The sequence below is a fragment of the Streptomyces sp. NBC_01408 genome, from assembly GCF_026340255.1.
In the GTDB taxonomy this organism is placed as follows: domain Bacteria; phylum Actinomycetota; class Actinomycetes; order Streptomycetales; family Streptomycetaceae; genus Streptomyces.
Genome location: NZ_JAPEPJ010000001.1, coordinates 3,439,264 through 3,456,941, shown reverse-complemented (window position 1 = coordinate 3,456,941; position 17,678 = coordinate 3,439,264). Strand labels below are relative to the sequence as shown.

16 protein-coding genes are annotated in these 17,678 nt (G+C 71.6%); 7 read left to right on the top strand and 9 right to left on the bottom strand.

Annotated features, from left to right (window positions below):
- Positions 1 to 10: 10 nt before the first annotated feature.
- The 4 genes from OG447_RS15710 to hisD are packed head-to-tail and all read right to left on the bottom strand — an operon-like array spanning position 11 to position 3,202.
- On the bottom strand, positions 11 to 178 hold the full coding sequence (locus tag OG447_RS15710; RefSeq protein ID WP_266937133.1) for a hypothetical protein: 168 nt from the start codon (positions 176 to 178) through the stop codon (positions 11 to 13).
- Positions 179 to 180: 2 nt separating this feature from the next.
- A complete protein-coding gene (gene hisB, locus OG447_RS15705) occupies positions 181 to 774 on the bottom strand; it encodes an imidazoleglycerol-phosphate dehydratase HisB (RefSeq protein WP_266937132.1) in 594 nt (197 codons plus the stop codon).
- Positions 771 to 1,883: a histidinol-phosphate transaminase gene (locus OG447_RS15700; protein ID WP_266937131.1), complete on the bottom strand. Its 1,113-nt coding sequence runs from the start codon at positions 1,881 to 1,883 to the stop codon at positions 771 to 773. Before OG447_RS15700 ends, hisB begins: the two co-directional genes overlap by 4 nt.
- A complete protein-coding gene (gene hisD / locus OG447_RS15695; protein WP_266937130.1) occupies positions 1,880 to 3,202 on the bottom strand; it encodes a histidinol dehydrogenase in 1,323 nt (440 codons plus the stop codon). The genes OG447_RS15700 and hisD overlap by 4 nt, the downstream gene beginning before the upstream one ends.
- A 140-nt stretch (positions 3,203 to 3,342) precedes the next feature.
- Between hisD and OG447_RS15690 the strand changes: the two genes are divergently transcribed.
- The 3 genes from OG447_RS15690 (at position 3,343) to ybaK (ending at position 6,281) form a co-directional block, all read left to right on the top strand.
- On the top strand, positions 3,343 to 4,938 hold the full coding sequence (locus tag OG447_RS15690) for an oxidoreductase (protein WP_266937129.1): 1,596 nt from the start codon (positions 3,343 to 3,345) through the stop codon (positions 4,936 to 4,938).
- Positions 4,939 to 5,035: 97 nt separating this feature from the next.
- Positions 5,036 to 5,773 (top strand): LON peptidase substrate-binding domain-containing protein, encoded by a 738-nt coding sequence (locus OG447_RS15685; RefSeq protein WP_266937128.1) that lies wholly within the window; start codon positions 5,036 to 5,038, stop codon positions 5,771 to 5,773.
- 13 nt (positions 5,774 to 5,786) lie between these two features.
- Positions 5,787 to 6,281, top strand: coding sequence for a Cys-tRNA(Pro) deacylase (ybaK, locus tag OG447_RS15680; protein WP_266937127.1), 495 nt, complete (start codon positions 5,787 to 5,789; stop codon positions 6,279 to 6,281).
- Positions 6,282 to 6,532: 251 nt separating this feature from the next.
- Here ybaK and OG447_RS15675 read toward each other — a convergent pair whose 3' ends face one another.
- The 4 genes from OG447_RS15675 to OG447_RS15660 all read right to left on the bottom strand — a co-directional run bounded on the left by OG447_RS15675 (position 6,533) and on the right by OG447_RS15660 (position 10,484).
- Positions 6,533 to 7,183, bottom strand: a complete 651-nt coding sequence (locus OG447_RS15675; protein WP_266937126.1) for a hypothetical protein — start codon at positions 7,181 to 7,183, stop codon at positions 6,533 to 6,535.
- A gap of 49 nt (positions 7,184 to 7,232) precedes the next feature.
- A complete protein-coding gene (locus tag OG447_RS15670; RefSeq protein WP_266938897.1) occupies positions 7,233 to 8,030 on the bottom strand; it encodes an ABC transporter permease in 798 nt (265 codons plus the stop codon).
- Between the two features lie 80 nt (positions 8,031 to 8,110).
- Positions 8,111 to 9,073 carry an ABC transporter ATP-binding protein gene (locus OG447_RS15665; protein WP_266938896.1) on the bottom strand — a complete coding sequence of 321 codons (963 nt, stop codon included), beginning with the start codon at positions 9,071 to 9,073 and terminating at the stop codon, positions 8,111 to 8,113.
- Between the two features lie 115 nt (positions 9,074 to 9,188).
- Positions 9,189 to 10,484 (bottom strand): NYN domain-containing protein, encoded by a 1,296-nt coding sequence (locus tag OG447_RS15660; protein WP_266937124.1) that lies wholly within the window; start codon positions 10,482 to 10,484, stop codon positions 9,189 to 9,191.
- A 222-nt stretch (positions 10,485 to 10,706) separates the two neighbouring features.
- Between OG447_RS15660 and OG447_RS15655 the strand changes: the two genes are divergently transcribed.
- On the top strand, positions 10,707 to 10,874 hold the full coding sequence (locus OG447_RS15655; protein WP_266937122.1) for a hypothetical protein: 168 nt from the start codon (positions 10,707 to 10,709) through the stop codon (positions 10,872 to 10,874).
- A 75-nt stretch (positions 10,875 to 10,949) separates the two neighbouring features.
- Here the strand turns inward: OG447_RS15655 and dnaE are convergent, their stop codons facing one another.
- Positions 10,950 to 14,495, bottom strand: a complete 3,546-nt coding sequence (dnaE, locus tag OG447_RS15650) for a DNA polymerase III subunit alpha (RefSeq protein WP_266937121.1) — start codon at positions 14,493 to 14,495, stop codon at positions 10,950 to 10,952.
- Between the two features lie 195 nt (positions 14,496 to 14,690).
- On the opposite strand from dnaE, the gene OG447_RS15645 reads away from it, so the two are divergent.
- The 3 genes from OG447_RS15645 (at position 14,691) to OG447_RS15635 (ending at position 17,639) form a co-directional block, all read left to right on the top strand.
- Positions 14,691 to 16,016, top strand: coding sequence for a DUF2252 domain-containing protein (locus tag OG447_RS15645; RefSeq protein WP_266937120.1), 1,326 nt, complete (start codon positions 14,691 to 14,693; stop codon positions 16,014 to 16,016).
- A 72-nt stretch (positions 16,017 to 16,088) separates the two neighbouring features.
- On the top strand, positions 16,089 to 16,778 hold the full coding sequence (locus OG447_RS15640) for a hypothetical protein (RefSeq protein WP_266937118.1): 690 nt from the start codon (positions 16,089 to 16,091) through the stop codon (positions 16,776 to 16,778).
- Between the two features lie 66 nt (positions 16,779 to 16,844).
- Complete coding sequence (locus OG447_RS15635; protein ID WP_266937117.1) at positions 16,845 to 17,639, top strand: DsbA family protein; 795 nt, start codon at positions 16,845 to 16,847, stop codon at positions 17,637 to 17,639.
- Positions 17,640 to 17,678 lie beyond the last annotated feature (39 nt).

The window sequence follows — 17,678 nt, the reverse complement described above, 5'->3', positions numbered from 1 at the left end:
GGAAGGGAGGTCAATCCCAGATTCCTTGGATGCGCAGGACTCCGGCGGCGAGGCACATCACGGAGCCGATGGCGAGCAGGATGACGACCGACTTGGGCATCTGCTGCTTCTGGAAGGAGTAGAAGCCGCCGGCCAGGAACAGGCCGAGGACGATGAGGATGGTGTTGAGCCCGGTCACGGTTAGAGGGCGCCCTTCGTGGAGGGAAGGATGCCGGCCGCGCGCGGGTCGAACTCTGCGGCGTACCGCAGGGCGCGGGCGAGGGCCTTGAACTGGCACTCCACGATGTGGTGGGCGTTGCGGCCGTACGGGACGTGGATGTGCAGCGCGATCTGGGCCTGCGCGACGAACGACTCGAAGATGTGCCGGGTCATCGTCGTGTCGTAGCTGCCGATCATCGGCGCCATGTTCTCGGGCTCGGTGTGCACCAGGTACGGGCGGCCGGAGAGGTCGACGGTCACCTGGGCGAGGGACTCGTCGAGCGGCACGGTGCAGTTGCCGAAGCGGTAGATGCCCACCTTGTCGCCGAGGGCCTGCTTGAAGGCGGCGCCGAGCGCGAGGGCGGTGTCCTCGATGGTGTGGTGGGTGTCGATGTGCAGGTCGCCGTCGGTCTTGACGGTGAGGTCGAAGAGGCCGTGGCGGCCGAGCTGGTCGAGCATGTGGTCGAAGAAGCCCACGCCCGTCGAGACGTCGACCTTGCCGGTGCCGTCGAGGTTTATCTCGACGACGACCGAGGTCTCCTTCGTGGTCCGTTCGACCCGTCCGATGCGGCTCATGCCTGCTGCTCCTTCTTCAGTGCGCGAACCGCTTCCAGGAACGCGTCGTTCTCGGCCGGGGTGCCGGCGGTGACCCGCAGCCAGCCCGGTACGCCGTTGTCACGGACCAGGACGCCCTGGTCGAGGATCTTCTGCCAGGCGGTGTGCGAATCCTCGAACTTCCCGAACTGGATGAAGTTCGCGTCGGACTCGGTGACCTCGTAGCCGATGGCCCGCAGTTCCACGACCAGGCGGTCGCGCTCGGCCTTGAGCTGCTCGACGTAGCCGAGCAGGGTGTCGGTGTGCTCCAGCGCGGCGAGCGCGGTCGCCTGGGTGACGGCCGACAGGTGGTACGGCAGGCGCACCAGCTGGACGGCGTCGACGACGGCGGGGTGCGCGGCCAGGTAGCCCAGGCGCAGGCCGGCGGCGCCGAAGGCCTTGGACATGGTCCGGGAGACCACCAGGTTCGGGCGGCCCTCGATGAGGGGCAGCAGCGAGTCGCGGTGGCTGAACTCCACGTACGCCTCGTCCACGATCACCAGGGAGGGCTTGGCCGCCTGCGCGGCCTCGTAGAGGGCGAGGACCGTCTCGGCCTCGACCGCGGTGCCCGTGGGGTTGTTGGGGGAGGTGATGAAGACGACGTCGGGCGCGTTCTCGGCGATGGCCTGCTCCGCCGCCTGTACGTCGATGGTGAAGTCCTCCCGGCGCGGGCCGGAGATCCAGCCGGTGCCGGTGCCGCGCGAGATCAGCGCGTGCATCGAGTAGGAGGGCTCGAAGCCGATCGCGGTGCGGCCGGGTCCGCCGAAGGTCTGCAGCAGCTGCTGGATGACCTCGTTGGAGCCGTTGGCGGCCCATACGTTCTCCCGCGCGACCGGGTGCTTGCCCGTACGGGTGAGGTAGGCGGCCAGCTCGGTGCGCAGCTCGACCGCGTCCCGGTCGGGGTAGCGGTTGAGGGTGCGGGCGGCGTCCGCAACGCGCTCGGCGATCCGCGCCACGAGCTCCGCGGGGAGCTCGTACGGGTTCTCGTTCGTGTTCAGCTGGACGGGCACGTCCAGCTGCGGGGCGCCGTACGGGGTCTTGCCGCGCAGCTCGTCCCGGATGGGGAGGTCGTCGATGCCGATGCTGGTCATACGGTCGGCACCTTCCACCCGAAGCGCGCCTTGAGGGCGGCGCCGTGCGCGGGCAGGTCCTCGGCCTCGGCGAGCGTCACCACGTGGTGGGTGACCTCGGCGAGGGCGTCGCGCGTGTAGTCGACGATGTGGATGCCGCGCAGGAAGGACTGCACGGACAGGCCGGAGGAGTGGCAGGCGCAGCCGCCGGTGGGCAGCACGTGGTTCGACCCGGCGCAGTAGTCGCCGAGGGAGACGGGGGCCCACGGGCCGACGAAGATCGCGCCGGCGTTGCGTACGCGGGCGGCCCAGGCGGCGGCGTCGGCGGTCTGGATCTCCAGGTGCTCGGCGCCGTACGCGTCGACGACCTTGAGGCCGTCCTCCAGGCTGTCGACCAGCACGATCGCGGACTGCTTGCCCGCCAGCGCCGGCTTGATCCGGTCCTCGACGTGCTTGGTCGCGGCGACCTGCGGCTCCAGCTCCTTCTCGACGGCGTCCGCGAGCTCCGCGGAGTCCGTGACGAGGACGGCGGCGGCCAGCGGGTCGTGCTCGGCCTGGCTGATCAGGTCGGCGGCCACGTGCACGGGGTCGGCGGTGGAGTCCGCGAGGACGGCGATCTCGGTCGGGCCGGCCTCGGTGTCGATGCCGATCTTGCCGGTGAAGTAGCGCTTGGCCGCGGCGACCCAGATGTTGCCGGGGCCGGTCACCATGTTGGAGGGCAGGCACTCCTCGGTCCCGTACGCGAACATCGCGACGGCCTGGGCCCCGCCGGCCGCGTACACCTCGTCCACGCCGAGCAGCGCGCACGCGGCGAGGATCGTGGGGTGCGGCAGCCCGCCGAACTCCTTCTGCGGCGGCGAGGCGAGCGCGATGGACTCGACTCCGGCCTCCTGAGCGGGCACCACGTTCATGACGACGGACGACGGGTACACGGAACGCCCGCCCGGGGCGTACAGCCCCACGCGCTCCACCGGAACCCACTTCTCGGTCACGGTGCCACCGGGGACCACCTGGGTGGTGTGCTCGGTGCGGCGCTGGTTGCGGTGCACGGTCCGGGCGCGCCGGATCGACTCCTCCAGGGCGGCGCGGACGGCCGGGTCCAGCTGCTCCAGGGCGGCCTTGATGGCCTCCGCGGGTACCCGGACCTGCGAGAGCTCGACCCCGTCGAACTTCTGCGCGTACTCGATCAGCGCCGCCGTGCCACGATGATGGACGTCCTCGCAGATGGGCCGCACCTTCTCCAGGGCAGCTTCTACGTCGAACTCGGCACGGGGCAGCAGATCGCGCAGGGCGCCGCCCTCGGGGAGGGCGTCACCGCGCAGGTCGATACGAGAGATCACCCCCCAATTCTCTCAGACCCTTTCGCGCCGCCGTTCTCCTGTATCACTGGCTGATACATGCCCCGCATGTCACAGGTCCCCGTTAGCGTTCCTCATAGATCTTTTTCGGATACGTGAAAGTGACGCGGAGGGGGGCCGCCATGACCGAGGCACGCGCCGGTGAGGAACCGGCGGACCTCACGGATGCCGAGCGCCGCATGTGGAACGCCTTCCGCACGGGCGGCGTCTGCGATCTGAGCGTCCGCCGTGCGGACGGGGACGATCCGCATGCCGACCGGGTCTGGGGCCCCGAGCGCAGTGTCCGCGCCCAGGTGGTGGCGCTGCTGCTGCTCCACGGACCGCCTCCGGTACCGGGCCGGGTGGCCTCGCTGAAGCTGCGCGGTACGCGGATCACGGGGCGGCTCGACCTGTCGGGCGGCACGGTGGACCCGTACGTGGAGCTCCAGTCCTGCCGCTTCGACAGCGAGATCCAGCTGTCCGAGACCCGCTTCGGCACGCTGCGGCTGGTGAACTGCGCGATCCCCCGCCTGGAGGCGGCGCGCCTGCACACCGAGGGCGATCTGCACCTGCCGCGCTGCCGGGTGGCCCGGGGCGTGCGGCTGACCGACGCGCAGATCGGCACCGACCTGCTGATCAGCCAGGCCGTGGTGCAGCGGGACGCCAAGGGCCGGGCGATCGCCGCGGACGGGATGTCGGTGGCGCAGGACTTCCAGGGCGAGCTGCTGGAGACGTACGGGGAGGTGAGCCTGCGCGGGGCCAAGGTCGGGGTGTCGATGAACCTGCGCGGGGCCCGCCTGCGCAACCCGTACGGGAAGTACGCGCTGAACGCCCCGCAGCTGACCGTGGAGCGGACCCTGTACCTGACCTCCATCGCGCTGGACTACGTACCCGGCACGAACTCCTCCACTCCCCCGTACGGGCTGGGGACGACGCCTACGCGCGGCCAGCGGGCGCAGCGCTTCGAGTGCCGGGGCGGGCTGCGGCTGGACGACGGCCGCTTCGGCGACGCCATCGACTTCTACGGCGCGCGGTTCGTGCTCACCGCCGAGCAGGAGGTCTCCCTGCGCCGGATCCAGACCCCCGAGTTCCGTTTCGTGGGCGAGCGGCCCGAGCGCGGGCGGGTGGTGGTGTCGGGGGCCAAGGTGGTCAAGCTGGTCGACACCTCCACGAGCTGGCCCGGCCCGGGCGGGGTCTCCATCGAGGGCTTCGTCTACGAGAACCTCGCGCCCCGCGGCCACTTCCCGCTGTCGCGCCGCCTGGAGTGGGTCGAGGCGGCCACCACGGAGTACTCGCCGGAGCCGTACGAGCGCCTCGCCGCCGTCCTGCGGGCCAGCGGCGAGGACGCGGACGCCCGCGAGGTGCTGCTGGCCAAGCAGCGGCGGCGCCGGACCACCCTGTCACCGGCGGCCACGGCCTGGGGCTACGTCCAGGACTGGACGGTGGTCTACGGGTACCGCCCGGGCCGGGCCGCCCTGTGGATGGCGGTCCTGTGGGCGGCGGGGGCCCTGCTGTTCTCCCAGCTCGACCCGCCGCCGATCAAGGCGGACGAGCACCGGCAGTGGAACGCCGCCCTGTACGCCCTGGACCTGCTGCTCCCGGTGATCGATCTCGGCCAGGAGGGCCAGTGGCAGGTGAAGGGCGGCTGGCAGTGGGGCGCGGCCGCCCTCGTCCTGCTGGGGTGGATCCTGGCCACGACGGTGGCGGCCGGGGCCTCGCGCCTGCTGAGGCGGGGGTGACGGGTGGGGGTGTCCCGGGGATCAGGGCCGGGCCCGGGGTGATCCGACCCCGGTCCCCGGGACACCCCCTCGCCTCCCGGCCATTACCCTGTGCCTCGTGACCACGGTTCGTCTGCCCCTCTTCCCGCTGAACTCGGTGCTGTTCCCGGGACTCGTCCTCCCGCTGAACATCTTCGAGGAGCGTTATCGCGCCATGATGCGCGAGCTGCTGAAGACGGGCGAGGACGAGCCGCGCCGTTTCGCGGTCGTCGCGATCCGCGACGGCCGGGAGGTGGCCCCGACCGCACCGGGCCTTCCCGACCAGACGGCCGTCCCCGAACGGGGGCCCGCCGCGGGCTTCGGCGCGGACCCGATCCAGGCGTTCCACCGGGTGGGCTGCATCGCGGACGCGGCGACGATCCGGGAACGGGAAGACGGCAGCTTCGAGGTCCTGGCCACCGGTACGGCCCGGGTGCGGCTGCTGTCCGTGGACTCCTCGGGCCCCTTCCTGACCGCGGAGCTGGAAGAGCTCCCGGAGGACGCGGGCGAGGGCGCGGGGGCGCTGGCCGAGGGGGTCCTGCGGGCCTTCCGCGCCTACCAGAAGCGCCTCGCGGGCGCCCGGGAGCGGTCCCTGACGGGCGCGGACCTGCCCGACGAGCCGTCGGTGGTCTCATACCTGGTGGCGGCGGCCGCCGTGCTGGACATCCCGGCCAAGCAGCGGCTGCTCCAGGCCCCGGACACGGCGACGCGGCTCGCGGAGGAACTGAAGCTGCTGCGGACGGAGACCGCGGTGATCCGCCACCTGCCGTCGCTGCCCGCGGTGGACCTGACCCGTGCTCCGACGAGCCCGAACTGACGGGGCCGCAGCGATGGCGAAGAAGTCGAAGCAGGCGGCCGGGACCCCGGCGATCGTCGCCCTGACGGCGACGGGCGTCCCCTTCACCACCCACGCCTACGAGCACGACCCGGCGCATCCCTCGTACGGCGAGGAGGCGGCCGAGGCAATGGGCGTCTCCCCCACGCAGGTCTTCAAGACCCTGGTGACCGACGTGGACGGGGTGCTGACGGTGGCGGTGGTCCCGGTCTCGGGCTCGCTGGACCTGAAGGCCCTGGCCTCGGCGGTGGGCGGCAAACGGGCGGCGATGGCCGACCCGGCGCTGGCGGAGCGCACCACGGGGTACGTCCTCGGCGGCATCTCCCCGCTGGGCCAGCGCAAGCGCCTGCGCACGGTGCTCGACGCGTCTGCCTCCGGCCAGGCCACGATCTGCGTCTCGGCCGGCCGCCGCGGCCTGGAGATCGAGCTGTCCCCGGCGGACCTGGTCTCCCTGACGGGGGCCGTCCTGGCCCCGATCGCCCGCCGGTAGCCATCTGCCGCGCCGCTGTCGGGGGCTCCGCCCCCGCGCCTCAAACGCCGGCGGGGCTGGATTTGCCCTCCGGGCCTCCAGCCCGGCCAAGGGACGGCATCAGCCAAAATCCAGCCCCGCCGGCGTTTGAGGCGCGGGGTCTGGGGCGGAGCCCCGGGAGACGGCGGGTCAGGGTCAGGTACGCAGGGGCGAGGCGGAGCCCCAGGACGCAGCGCGGCACCCGCCCACGGCCCCGCCCACCCCGGAGGGGGTCAGGTACGCGGGGGCTCCGGCGCAGCCGAAGGCGCGTGGACGTGGGGCGGCGGGTAGACGCCCGACCACTCCTGTACGGGGGCCGGGTCGCGCGGGGTCCACAGGGCCGTGAGGCCGAGGTGGGCCAGGACCGCGGCCATCGGCCAGGTCAGCAGCACCCCGTGGGCGAGCAGTTGCAGCGGCGCGTCGAAGGGCACCCCCTTGCCCGCCCGGGCCGCAGCCGTCGGCAGGTCGGTGGACGGCCCCAGCCACAGCCCGAGGCGCCAGCCGACGAGCGCGGCGAAGAGCGATCCGACGGCGAGCCCGATCACCAGCGGCACGCCGCCCTTGCGGCGCCACAGGAAGACGGCCCCGGCGCTCAGCAGGCCCAGGGCGACCGAAAGCAGGAAGAACGTGCCGTCGGCGCCGATCCGCGCCTCGCTCTCGCTGCTGCGCAGGAACACGGCCTCGCCGTTGGAGACGTACTGCGCCCGCGGCGCCAGCCAGGCCCACAGCACGGCGAGGAGCACACCGGCCGCCCCGACCGCCAGGGCCACGGCGGCACCGTCGCGGACGTCCAGCGCGGTGATGCGTCCCGACGCGGCGCCCGGCTTCTCGGGCGGGGGCGGCGGCGGGTCGTAAGGGGAGGGAGGGGTCACGGCTTCGGTCACCCTCACATCGTGCCAGGTCTTGGACCAGGGGGGCCTCCCGGCAGGGGCGTCAGCGGACCGCCGCCCGCCGGTACGCCCATGTCGCGACGGCCAGCGAGAGCACGCCGACGGCCGCGCACACCCCGAGGTCGAGCAGGACGGCGGCCCAGTCCGGATGGGGGGCGAAGGTGCGCGCGAAGGCCTCGACCCCGTACGTCGACGGCAGCAGGTCCCGCGTCCACACGATGACGTCCGGCATCCGCTCCGGCGGCAGCACCCCCAGCAGCAGCGCCGCCGACATGCCGAGCTGCCCCGCGAGCGTGGCCAGCTCCTGGCGGGGCGCCAGCAGCCCCAGCGCTGCCCCGAGCCCGGCCAGCGCGGCTCCGGCCAGCGGCACCACCGCGCCGAGGATCCACAGCCCGCTCATGGGCAGCCCGAACAGCACGCAGCCGAAGACGGCGGTGACCAGGGTGCCCGGCAGGGTGAAGGAGGCGTACGCGGCGGCCGCGCCCAGCACCACCGAGGCGGGCGGCACCGGGAGCGTGGCGTAGTGGTCGAGTCCGCCGCCGGCCCGCAGCTGCCCGAAGTACTGGGCGAGCAGGTTCAGGGCGACGAAGGCGACGACGAGCACCGAGGACCCGGCGACCACGGCCCGGGCCTCCGAGCCGCCGTCCACCACCCCGCGCATCAGGATCATGATCCCGACGGACTGGAAGGTGGCCACGAACAGCAGCGGGATCCGGGCGACCCGGGCCCGGGAGAGCTGCGCCCGGTAGACCGCCGCCAGGGCGGGGAAGAAGCGTGCGCGGGCCGCGAGCGGCGCGGGCTGGGTGGCCCCGGCGCGGTGCGGGGCCGCGTCCTCGGTGATGCCGGCGGCGGAGTCCGCGCCGGTGCCCGGTACGGGGTCCTGCGCGAGGTCGGGTGCGACGGCGCCCGTGGAGCGGTCGCTCACGACTTCACCAGCCCTTTCGTCTTGCCGCCGAGCGCGAGGTACACGTCCTCCAGGCTCGGGGTGGCCAGGGTGAAATCGTCGAGGGCGGCGAAGGCCGGGCCGCCGGTGACCGCGGCCACCGCGGCCCTGGCCTCGTCCGGCGCCAGCCGCAGTACCCAGCGGCGTCCGGACTCGACGGCGTCCGCGCGCAGCCGCGCGACCTCGGGCACCTCCAGCGGAGCGCCCTCGCGCCACACCAGTTCCAGCCGGACCTCGCCGGAGACCTGGGCCTTCAGCCCGGCCGGGGTGTCGCAGGCGATGACCGTGCCCTGGTCGATGACGGCGACCCGGTCGAGGACGGTCTCGGCCTCGATGACGTTGTGCGTGACGAGCAGGACGGTGGCCCCGTGCTGGGCGCGCCGCCGGTCCACGGCCGACCACACCGCCCGCCGGGCCACCGGGTCCATGCCGGTGGTGGGCTCGTCCAGGACCAGTACGGGCCGCTCCCCCACCAGCGCGGCGGCGAAGCAGGCGAGGCGCCGCTGCCCGCCGGAGAGCTTCTTCAGGGGCCGTCCCGCGATCGCGGTCAGCCCGAGTTCCTCCAGTACGGCGTCCCGGGCGGCCCGGGCCTCGCGTGCGGCCAGTCCGCGCAGCCGCCCGGTGGTCTCGGCGGCCAGGGACACGGTGAGCTCGTCCAGGGCGGTGGACTCCTGCCCCAGGTAGGCGAGCAGCCGGGCCGCCCGCTCGGGGTGGCGTACGAGGTCGTGGCCGAGGAGGGTCACCGTGCCGGAGTCGGGCCGCATCAGGCCGGTCAGCTGGCGGACCAGCGTGGACTTGCCGGCGCCGTTGGGGCCGAGCAGGCCGAAGATCTCGCCGCGCCGGACGTCCAGGGAGATCCCGTCGTTCGCACGGGTCTCGGGCAGGGCGGGGGCCCCGCGCCGACCGCGTACCGCGGGATAGGTCTTGACCAGGTCACGCACCGCGCAGACGACGTCGGAGGCCGCTCCGGCGGCTGCTGCCGAGGCCGCCGCCGTGGGGTGTCCCGCGTGTGCTGTGCCCGTACTCACGAGGGAGCAGCCTACGGGGTTCCCGGCCCTACTCGGCCGCCGGGGTGGCCGGGGCGGCGGCCGCGGCGGGGGCTGCGCCCGGGACGGCCGCCACGTGTTCGGCAGCCGCCCGGACGTCGATCTCGCGCCAGAACCCGGCCCGGATGGCGTACCGGTCGTGCTCGTCGATCTGGTCGTCCTTGTGCGCGAGCAGCCCGAACCGGGCGGCGTAGCGCAGCAGCTCGCCGTCGATGCGGTGCGGGATCCGCGGGTACATCGTGGCCAGTTTCTGCAGGTGCACGGTCTCGGGGAGCCGTTCCATCCAGCGCCGGGCGAACACCTGTCCCACCTCGAACGGGTCTCCTCCGACGGTGGTGATGTCCTCCTCGCGGTCGGCCCAGCGCTGTTCGGCGCTGGTGAGCTGGGCGAGGGTGGGCAGCGAGGCGGTTTCGGCGGGTTCGCCGAGCGGTCCGGCCCGGTCGATCCAGCCCTTGTCGGAGGACCAGCGCAGGGCGCTGCCTGCCGGGGGCTGGGCGGCGTTCTGCCCGGCGGGCGGTCCGGCCTGCTGTCCGGGCGCCCGCAGGGATCCGGCGAGGTCCTTGGGCGTGGGTACGGTCTTGGCCGCGGAGCCCGTGGGGGCGGGCAGGGAGGGCCCGCTGCTCGCGGCCTCCCCGGCGGAGCTGCCGTTGCGGGCGGCCTCGGCGAGCGCCGCCTCGGGCAGCGGGGCGGAGAGGATCGCGGCGATGTCGGGGCGCGGGGCGGGCGGCGGGGCGCAGAGTCCGGTGAGGTCCTTGGCGCGGACGGCCCGGGTGATCCAGGCGCGGTCGAGGACGCGGCGTTCGTCGGCTTCGGCCACGAGGTCCTCGGACTGGTTGTAGTCCCCGTCGGCGGCCTGGACGGCCCACAGGTGGACGGCGACGCCGTGTTCCTTGGCGGACATCAGGCCGGGCAGCAGGTCGCCGTCGCCGGTCACCAGGACCACGTCGGAGCAGGCGCGGTTGCGGGCGAGCTCGGTGAGCTCGGCGTGCATGGCGGCGTCGACGCCCTTCTGGGCCCAGCGGCCGTCGCTGCGGGTCAGGGCGCCCAGGCGGACGGTGACGCGGGGCATGACGCGCAGCCGCCGGTGCTCGGGCTGCGGCACCCGGTCGGGTGCGCCGTCGAACCAGTAGATGCGCAGCAGGGGCTGCTCGGTGTCGGCCTCGGCCCGCTCGCGCAGGCCCTGGATGAGGGCGGCGTGGTCGACGGTGATGCGGGAGCGTGAGGGCTCCCCTGCGAGAAGGCTCGCGGCGGCGCCCAGCAGATAGCCGGCGTCCACCAGGACGACGCAGCGGTCCACGCGTTCCACCCTCTTCCCTGGGGGTCCTCTGTGCTTTCGGCGAGTGCCCCGAGTCTGCCCGACCGCAAGGGTGTTGACGGCCGGAACTGGATCATCGGCGTGGCGTATCTCTCAGGAGACCCGGGAATGCGGACCGGCTACGCGCAGTAATGATCCAAAATGCGCGGTTTCGGGCGTTGTGTGAGTGTGAAGGCGGTCCTGGCCCCTAGACCCCATCACGGAGGCTCCACCATGGCCAAGAACAAGCAGCAGAAGCAGCCGAAGCAGCAGCAGTCCCGTTCGTCCTCGCAGGACCCGTCGAGGAGCTCGACGGAATCCTCGCCCGAATCGGCCTCCCAGGCGCCGAGTCCGATGGATCTGGCGCACAAGAGCAAGACGAAGAAGTTCGGCCACAACTGACGCGGCCGCACCGGATGACGGAAGGGGCCTGCCCGGCATCGCCGGGCAGGCCCCTTCCGTGCGGTCCGGCCGGGACTATCCGGCCAGGCAGGACGGGCCGAGCAGCACCTTCAGGTCACCGAAGAGGGCGGGGTCCGGCTTCACGCGGTGCTTGTCGAGGCGCAGCACGGTGGTGGTGCGCGGCCCCTGGAGCTTGATCCGGACCTCGCTGTTGCCCTGGTGGTGGCGCAGGATCTCGCCCAGACGGGTCACCATCGGCGGAGTGACCTTGACGGTCGGGATGGTGAGGACGACGGGGGCGTTGGTTCCGGCGTTGGACACGTCGGGGACCATCATCTCCATGGCGACCAGGCGGGGCACGTCCTCGCGCTTGTCGAGGCGGCCCTTGACGAAGACGACGGTGTCCTCGACCAGCTGGGTGGAGACGAGCTGGTAGGTGGCCGGGAAGAACATGCACTCGATGGAGCCGGCCAGGTCCTCGACGGTGGCGATGGCCCAGGCGTTGCCCTGCTTGGTCATCTTGCGCTGGAGGCCCGAGATGATGCCGCCGATGGTGACGACGGCGCCGTCGGAGTGCTCGCCGCCGGTGAGCTGGGAGATCCCGGCGTCCGTCTTGTCGGAGAGCACGTGCTCCAGGCCGAAGAGCGGGTGGTCGGAGACGTAGAGGCCGAGCATCTCGCGCTCCTGGGCGAGCAGGTAGGACTTCTCCCACTCGACGTCGGAGAACTCCACGTCGAGGCCGAAGCCGGGCTCGTCGCTCGCGCCCTCGTCGCCCATTCCGCCGAAGAGGTCGAACTGTCCCTCGGCCTCCTTGCGCTTGACGGCGACCACGTTGTCGATCATCGGCTCGTGGTGGGCGACCAGGCCCTTGCGGGTGTGGCCCATCTCGTCGAAGGCGCCGGCCTTGATCAGGGACTCGACGGTCCGCTTGTTGCAGACGACGGCCTCGACCTTGTCCAGGAAGTCGGGGAAGCTGGAGAACTTCCCCTTGGCCTTCCGGCTCTTGATGATCGACTCGACGACGTTGCTGCCGACGTTGCGCACCGCGGTGAGGCCGAAGAGGATCACGTCGTCGCCCTGGGCGGCGAAATTCGGCTCGGACTCGTTCACGTTCGGCGGCAGGACCTTGATGCCCATGCGGCGGCACTCGTTCAGGTAGATCGCGGACTTGTCCTTGTCGTCCTTGACCGAGGTCAGCAGGCCCGCCATGTACTCGGCCGGGAAGTTCGCCTTGAGGTAGGCGGTCCAGTAGGAGACCAGTCCGTACGCGGCCGAGTGGGCCTTGTTGAAGGCGTAGCCGGCGAAGGGGACCAGGACGTCCCACAGGGCCTGGATCGCCTTGTCGCTGAAGCCGTTCTTCTTCGCGCCCTCCTGGAAGATGACGAAGTTCTTCGCCAGCTCCTCGGGCTTCTTCTTGCCCATCACGCGGCGCAGGATGTCGGCCTCGCCGAGCGAGTACCCGGCGATGATCTGGGCGGCCTTCTGCACCTGCTCCTGGTAGACGATCAGGCCGTACGTGACCGCGAGCACCTCTTCGAGCGGCTTCTCCAGCTCGGGGTGGATCGGGGTGATCTCCTGCTGCTTGTTCTTGCGCAGGGCGTAGTTCGTGTGCGAGTTCATGCCCATCGGGCCCGGCCGGTACAGGGCCGAGACGGCGGAGATGTCCTCGAAGTTGTCGGGCTTCATCAGGCGCAGCAGGGAGCGCATGGGGCCGCCGTCGAACTGGAAGACGCCGAGGGTGTCACCGCGGCCGAGCAGTTCGAAGGTCTTGGGGTCGTCGAGCGGGAGGCCCAGGAGATCGAGATCGATGCCCTTGTTGGCCTTCACCATCTTGACGGCGTCGTCCATGATGGTCAGGTTCCGCAGGCCCAGGAAGTCCATCTTGATCAGGCCCAGCGACTCGCACTGGGGGTAGTCCCACTGCGTGATCGTCACACCGTCCGTGTGCCGCACCCAGACCGGGGCGTGGTCGACGATGGGCTCGCTGGACATGATCACGCCGGCGGCGTGCACGCCCATCTGGCGGACCAGGCCCTCCACACCGCGGGCGGTGTCGATGACCTTCTTGACGTCCGGCTCGTTCTCGTACATCGCCCGGATCTCGCCGGCCTCGCTGTAGCGCGGGTGCGAGGGGTCGGTGATGCCGTTGAGGTCGATGCCCTTGCCGAGGACGTCGGCGGGCATCGCCTTGGTGAGCCGGTCGCCCATGGCGTACGGGTAGCCGAGGACACGGGCCGAGTCCTTGATGGCGTTCTTCGCCTTGATCTTTCCGTACGTACCGATCATGGCGACCTTGTCCTCGCCGTACTTGTCGGTCACGTACCGGATCACCTCGACGCGCCTGCGCTCATCGAAGTCGATGTCGACGTCGGGCATCGAGACACGCTCGGGGTTCAGGAAGCGCTCGAAGATCAGGCCGTGCGGGATCGGGTCGAGGTCGGTGATGCCCATGGCGTACGACACGATCGAACCGGCCGCGGAGCCGCGGCCCGGCCCCACCGCGATGCCCTGCTTCTTGGCCCACATGATGAAGTCGGCGACGACGAGGAAGTAGCCCGGGAACCCCATCTGGATGATGACGTCCATCTCGTACTCGGCCTGCTTCATCCGGTCCTCGGGGACACCGCCCGGGTAGCGGCGGGCCATGCCGCGCCGCACTTCCTCCTTGAACCAGGTGGTGTCGGTGTAGCCCTCCTCCGGGATGTCGAACTTCGGCATGAGGTTCTTGGCCTCGAACATGCCGGTGGTGTCGATCTGCTCGGCCACCAGGAGGGTGTTGCGGCAGCCCTCCTGCCAGGCGTCCGAGGAGTCGATGGCGTACATCTCGTCCGTGGACTTGAGGTAGTAGCCGGTGCCGTCGAAGCGGAAGCGGTCCGGGTCGGAGAGGTTCTTGCCGGTCTGGATGCACAGCAGGGCGTCGTGCGAGGCCGATTCGTGCGCGTACGTGTAGTGCGAGTCGTTCGTCACCAGCGGCGGGATGCCGAGCTTCTTGCCGATCTCCAGCAGCCCGTCGCGGACCCGGCGCTCGATCTCGATGCCGTGGTCCATCAGCTCCAGGAAGTACCGGTCCTTGCCGAAGATGTCCTGGTACTCGGAGGCGGCCTTGAGGGCCTCGTCGAACTGGCCGAGGCGCAGTCGGGTCTGGAGCTCGCCGGAGGGGCAGCCGGTGGAGGCGATCAGGCCCTCCGACCACTTGGAGATGGTCTCCTTGTCCATGCGCGGCCACTTGGTCAGCCAGCCCTCGGCGTACGCGTCGGAGGACAGCCGGAAGAGGTTGTGCAGGCCGGTGGAGTTCGCCGCCCAGATCGTCTTGTGGGTGTAACCGCCGGAACCGGAGACGTCGTCCCGCTTCTGGTGCGGCTGGCCCCACTGGATGCGGCGCTTGTTGCGCCGGGACTCGGGGGCGACGTACGCCTCGATGCCGATGATCGGCGTGACGCCGGCCTTCTTCGCACTGTGGAAGAAGTCGTAGGCCCCGTGCAGGTTGCCGTGGTCGGACATGGCGATGTGCGTCATGCCCATCTCGTTGCACGCGTTGAACATGTCCTTCAGCCGCGCGGCACCGTCCAGCAGCGAGTACTGGGTGTGGACGTGCAGGTGCGTGAACGGCGGCTTGGTCACGGTGTGAGTCCTCCGGGGGGTGGAGTGGGGGCAGCCTCGAAGTCTACGTCGCCGGACCGACACAGAAGGGTCGCTCCGCGTCTCCCGTGGCGCGGGCACTCACGGGTACGGTCGGGCGTTGCAGAACCAGGACCACCGCACCGGCGTCCCGTCGGGCAGGACCTGTACCACCCCGTGCACCAGGAGGCATCCGCCATGGCGGTTCCCGACACGACCGACGAGCAGCGCGCCGAGCAGATACTCGATGTGTTCGACACCGCCTTCGGCGAGCTGCTCACCGCCGACCCCGCCGCCTTCCAGGTGAAGTTCCGGAAGATGGCCGCCTCGGCCTTCGCCTTCTACCGGGGCACGGCCTGCCTTTTCTACGCGGACCTGGAGCACGACCGGCACGGGGGCCCGTACCTGGACGAGCGGACGGGCCGGGTGTGGATCCACGGCGATCTGCACGCGGAGAACTTCGGCACGTACATGGACTCCAACGGCCGGCTGATCTTCAACGTGAACGATTTCGACGAAGCCTACGTCGGCCCCTTCACCTGGGACCTCAAGCGCTTCGCCGCCTCCATCGCCCTGATCGGCTACACCAAGGCGCTCAGCGACGAGCAGATCAGCGAGCTGGTGCGGATCTACGCCGGCGCCTACCGGGAGCGGATCCACCTCCTGGCCGCCGGGGCCAAGCATGACGAGGTGCCCTCCTTCACCCTGGACAGCGCCGAGGGCCCGCTGCTGGCGGCGCTGCGCTCGGCCCGTTCCCGCACCCGCTTCTCCCTGCTGGACTCGATGACGGAGATCCGGGACTACGAGCGCCGCTTCACCTCCGGCGGAGGCACGATCGAGCTGGACGCCGCCACCCGCTACAAGGTGCTGGCCGCCTTCGACGGGTACCTGGAGACCCTCCCCGACGAATCGCTGGTCCGCCCGGACTCCTACCGGGTCAAGGACGTGGTGGGCCGCCGCGGCGTCGGCATCGGTTCGGCGGGGCTGCCCTCCTACAACATCCTGCTGGAGGGCCACAGCGACGCCCTGGAGAACGACGTCGTGATCTACCTCAAGCAGGCCCAGACCCCGGCCGTGTCCCGGCACATCACCGACCGGGCGGTGCGGGACTACTTCCGGCACGAGGGGCACCGCACGGTGATCTCCCAGCGGGCCCTCCAGGCGCATGCCGACCCGTGGCTGGGCTGGACGGAGCTGGACGGCTCGGGACAGCTGGTGGCGGAGGTCTCCCCGTACGCGGTGGACCTGGACTGGTCGGACCTGGACGACCCGGAGGAGATCGCCGCGGTGGTCGCGGACCTGGGCCGGGCGACGGCGACCATGCACGGGGCGGCCGACGCGGCCGAGAGCGGGCAGACGCTGGTGCCCTTCTCCACCGAGCGGGCCATCGACGCGGCCATCGCGGCCGACGAGGAGGGCTTCGCGGCGCTGCTGGTGGACTTCGCCCACGCGTACGGGGCCCGGGCGCGCGCCGACCACCAGATCTTCGTGGACCTCTTCCGCAACGGCCGCCTCACGTCGTGACCAGGCGGGATCCGGACCCCGCTCGACACCCCAGGTCCCGTTTTCACAGGCTCGCATGGCACACTCGCGGCGATGGACATATCAGGGGCAGGACTCCGGGGGCTGCGGGCCGCGCTGTTCAGCGCGGTCGTCGTGCTGCTCTCCGCGGGCTCGCACGTCCTGATGTCCCGGGTGCCGCTGCCGGCGCCGCTGGCGGTCGGGGCCTTCGCCGCCGTGTTCGCGCTCGCCTACGCGATGGCGGGCCGTGAGCGGGGCTTCGGCCCGATCGCCGGACTGCTCGTGCCGCTGGAGCTGGCCGCCGACACCGTCTTCACCGCCGGGCAGCACGTCTGCTACGGCCCGGCGGGCGGCCCGGTCTCCGGTCCGCTGCGCGCGATGGGCCTGGACGAGCTGTGCGGGGGCACTCCCGTGGGCGGGCCGCTGACCGAGGTGGGCGGCCCGGCCGCCGATCCGGCGGCGCTGCTGGCCGCGCCCGGCCCGTGGGCGCCCTGGCTGCTGCTCGGCGCGCACGTCTCGGTCGGGCTGCTGGCTTCGGCCTGGCTCGCGTACGGCGAGCGGGCCCTGGGCCAGCTGCTGCGGGCGGTGGCCGCCTGCGCGTTCCGGCCGCTGCTGCTGGCGGTGGCCAAGGTGGCCGTGGCCGCCGGACCGGCGCGCCGGGCGCTGCGGCCCTTCCGCTCGGGCGCGGTGGCCCGTACCCGGTTCCCCGCCCATTCCGTGGGTCGACGGGGACCTCCCGTGCTCGGCGCGCTCTCCGGCGCCTGACGCACGTACGGCAGTCCCCATCCCTTTTTGCATGTCACTGACATGCCACCACCCACGGAGATCACGATGAGTGCACGCAACAGCCAGGCGAACAAGGCCGCGGCCCGCGAGCGGCTGCGCGCCGAGCGCGAGAAGCAGGCGAAGCGGGACCGCACGCGCCGCCAGGTGGTCGTGGCGGGCGCGGTCGCGGCCGTCCTCGCCCTGGCCGGCGGCGTCGGCTACCTGGTCGTGCAGGCCAACGAGCCCGGCTACTGGGACAAGGCCGCCAAGGCCGAGCTGGCCAAGCCGAAGAACACCGAGGGCGAGGACGGCACCACCGTCGTCATCGGCAAGGCCGAGGCGAAGAAGACCCTGGAGCTGTACGAGGACTCGCGCTGCCCGGCCTGCGCGGACTTCGAGCAGAAGGCCGGCGAGCAGATGCGCAAGGACGTGGACGCGGGCAAGTACAAGCTCCAGTACGTCGGTGCGACCTTCATCGACAACGCCGTCAAGGGCGACGGGTCGAAGAACGCCCTGAGCGCCCTGGGCGCGGCGCTGAACGTCAGCCCGGAGGCCTTCCTCGACTTCAAGGCGGCCCTGTACTCGAAGGAGCTGCACCCCGAGGAGACGGTCGACAGCTTCGCGAAGGACGACTACCTGCTGAAGGTCGCGGACACCGTCCCGGCGCTCAAGGGGAACGCCGACTTCAAGAAGGACGTCGAGAACGGTACGTACGACCGCTGGGCCCTTGAGATGTCCAAGGCCTTCAACAAGTCGGGAGTGACGGGCACCCCGACGCTGAAGATGGACGGCAAGAAGATCAACACCCCGGACTCGCCGCAGGCCTTCACCGAGGCGATCGACAAGGCCCTGCAGGGCTGATCACCGGCCATTCGGAAAGCCGGTTTTCCGGACATCGCG